The organism is Streptomyces sp. SID3212 (genome assembly GCF_009865405.1).
GTDB lineage: Bacteria > Actinomycetota > Actinomycetes > Streptomycetales > Streptomycetaceae > Streptomyces.
This window is the reverse complement of the sequence record NZ_WWJY01000100.1, coordinates 1-2,342: the sequence shown is the minus strand read 5'-3', so window position 1 is coordinate 2,342 and position 2,342 is coordinate 1. Positions and strand designations below refer to the sequence as shown.

The following is a 2,342-nucleotide window of genomic DNA, read 5'->3' as shown; positions in this document are numbered from 1 at the left end:
CCCGCCCCCCGGGTCGGCGCGGCGCCGAACGGCCGGGCGCCGCGCAACCCCGTCGAGGAGGTGCTGTGCGGTCTGTTCGCGCACACCCTCGGTCTGCCGTCGATCGGCATCGACGACGACTTCTTCGGGGTCGGCGGCCACTCCCTGCTGGCGACGCGGCTGGTGAGCCGGGTGCGCACGGCCCTCGGCGTACAGCTGACCCTGCGGGAGTTCTTCCTCTACCCGACCGTGGCCCTGCTCGCGGAGTACGCCGCCACGAACGGCGGCGAGCCGGCCCGCCCCGCCCTGACGGCCCAGGAGCGCCCCGAGCCGCTCCCGCTCTCGGCGGCGCAGCAGCGGTTGTGGTTCCTGGACCAGCTGGAGGGCCCGTCGGCGACGTACAACATCCCGCTCGCCGTGCGGGTACGGGGTGAACTGGACCTGTCCGCGCTGGAGTCGGCGTTCACCGATGTGGTGGGCCGGCACGAGAGCCTGCGTACGGTGTTCGGGCAGGCCGGAGGGCAGGACGGGGGTCAGGCGTACCAGCGGGTGCTGCCGGCCGACGGGGTCCGCGTCGGACTGCCGGTGACCCCGGCGACCGAGGAGACAGTGGGCGCGCTGCTCACCGCCGAGTCCGAGCGGATCTTCGACCTGACGTCCGATCTGCCGTTCCGCGCCCGGCTGTTCGCCCTCGGCGAGCGGGAGCACGTCCTGTTGGTGGTGATGCACCACATCGTCTCCGACGGCTGGTCGTACCAGCCGCTCATGCGTGACCTGAGCACCGCCTACACGACCCGCTCGCGAGGGGAGCGGCCCAGTTGGGAGCCGCTGACCGCCCAGTACGCGGACTACGCGCTGTGGCACCGGGACCTGCTCGGCGACCCGGCGGACGACGGGAGTGTCGGAGCCCGTCAACTGGACTTCTGGAAGAAGACGTTGGCGGATCTTCCGGAGGAGGTCACCCTGCCCGCCGTACGGCAGCGGCCGGCCGCCGCCTCGTACCGGGGCGCCACCCACACCGTCCACTGCCCCCAGGACGTCCACACCGCGCTGGCGGACCTGGCGCGCGAGTCGGGCGCCTCGGTGTTCATGGTGGCCCAGGCGGCGGTGTCGACGCTGCTGTCCCGGTCCGGCGCCGGGCACGACATCCCGCTGGGCTCCCCGATCGCCGGCCGTACCGACCAGGCACTCGACGAGCTCGTGGGCTTCTTCGTCAACACGCTGGTGTTGCGTACGGATGTGTCGGGCGACCCGAGCTTCCGGGAGCTGCTCACGCGGGTCAGGGAGACCGACCTCGCTGCCTGGGCGCACCAGGATCTTCCCTTCGACCGGCTGGTCGAGGCCCTGAACCCGGACCGGTCGGCGGCCAGGCACCCGCTGTTCCAGGTGATGCTGACGCTCACGGACGCGGCCACGCCGACGCTGGTGGCCGACGGTCTGGACACGGAGTCGGAGTTCACCTGGCTGCGGTTCGCCAAGTTCGACCTGACGTTCTCGTTCGCCGAGCACCGGGCGGAGGACGGCCGGCCCGGCGGTCTGGACATCACCATCGAGTACGCCACCGACCTCTACGACGCGCCCGCCATCGAGGCCACCGGCGACCGGCTGGTCCGGCTGCTGGCCGGAGCGGTGGCCGCACCGGATCTGCCGTTCGGGGAAGTGGAGTTGCTGTCCCCGGGCGAGCGCGGGCTTCTCCTGGAGGGGTGGAGCGGCGCGGCGACCGGCGTCCCGGACCAGGGTCTCGCGGAGCTCTTCGCCGCGCAGGCCGCCCGCACCCCGGACGCGATCGCCGTTGTCGCCGACGACCGCGAGCTCACGTACCGCGAACTCGACGCTCTCGCCAACCGGACCGCCCACCACCTGATCGCCCAGGGGGTCGGGCCCGGCAGCCGGGTCGCGCTCCTGCAAGAGCGTTCGCTGACCGCCGTGGTCACCACGCTCGCCGTGGTCAAGGCGGGTGCCATGTACGTCCCGCTCGACACCCGCTACCCGGGCGACCGCATCCAGCTGATCACCGAACAGTCCGCGCTCACCCACCTGCTCACGGACCACGACCCGGGGCATCTCACCCTGCCTTCCGGCATCACCACACTGACCACCGGGACCCACTCCGACGACACCACCGATCCGGCCGTGCCGGTCCACCCCGACCAGCCCGTCTACGCGATGTTCACCTCGGGCTCGACCGGTGTGCCCAAGGGCGTCGCGGTCACCCACCGCAACGTCGCCGACCTCGCCGCCCAGACGATGTACGCCAACGGCAACCACACGCGGGTGCTGTTCCACTCGGCGATGGCCTTCGACGCCTCCACGTACGAGATGTGGGTCCCCTGGCTCAACGGCGGCACCCTCGTCGTCGCACC

The 2,342-nt window shown here is 72.1% G+C and carries 1 protein-coding gene; it reads left to right on the top strand.

Annotated features, from left to right (window positions below; all coding sequences use genetic code 11):
• Nucleotides 1-2,342: condensation domain-containing protein (locus tag GT042_RS02895; RefSeq protein WP_161307115.1), on the top strand; the 2,342-nt coding region annotated here is incomplete at both ends.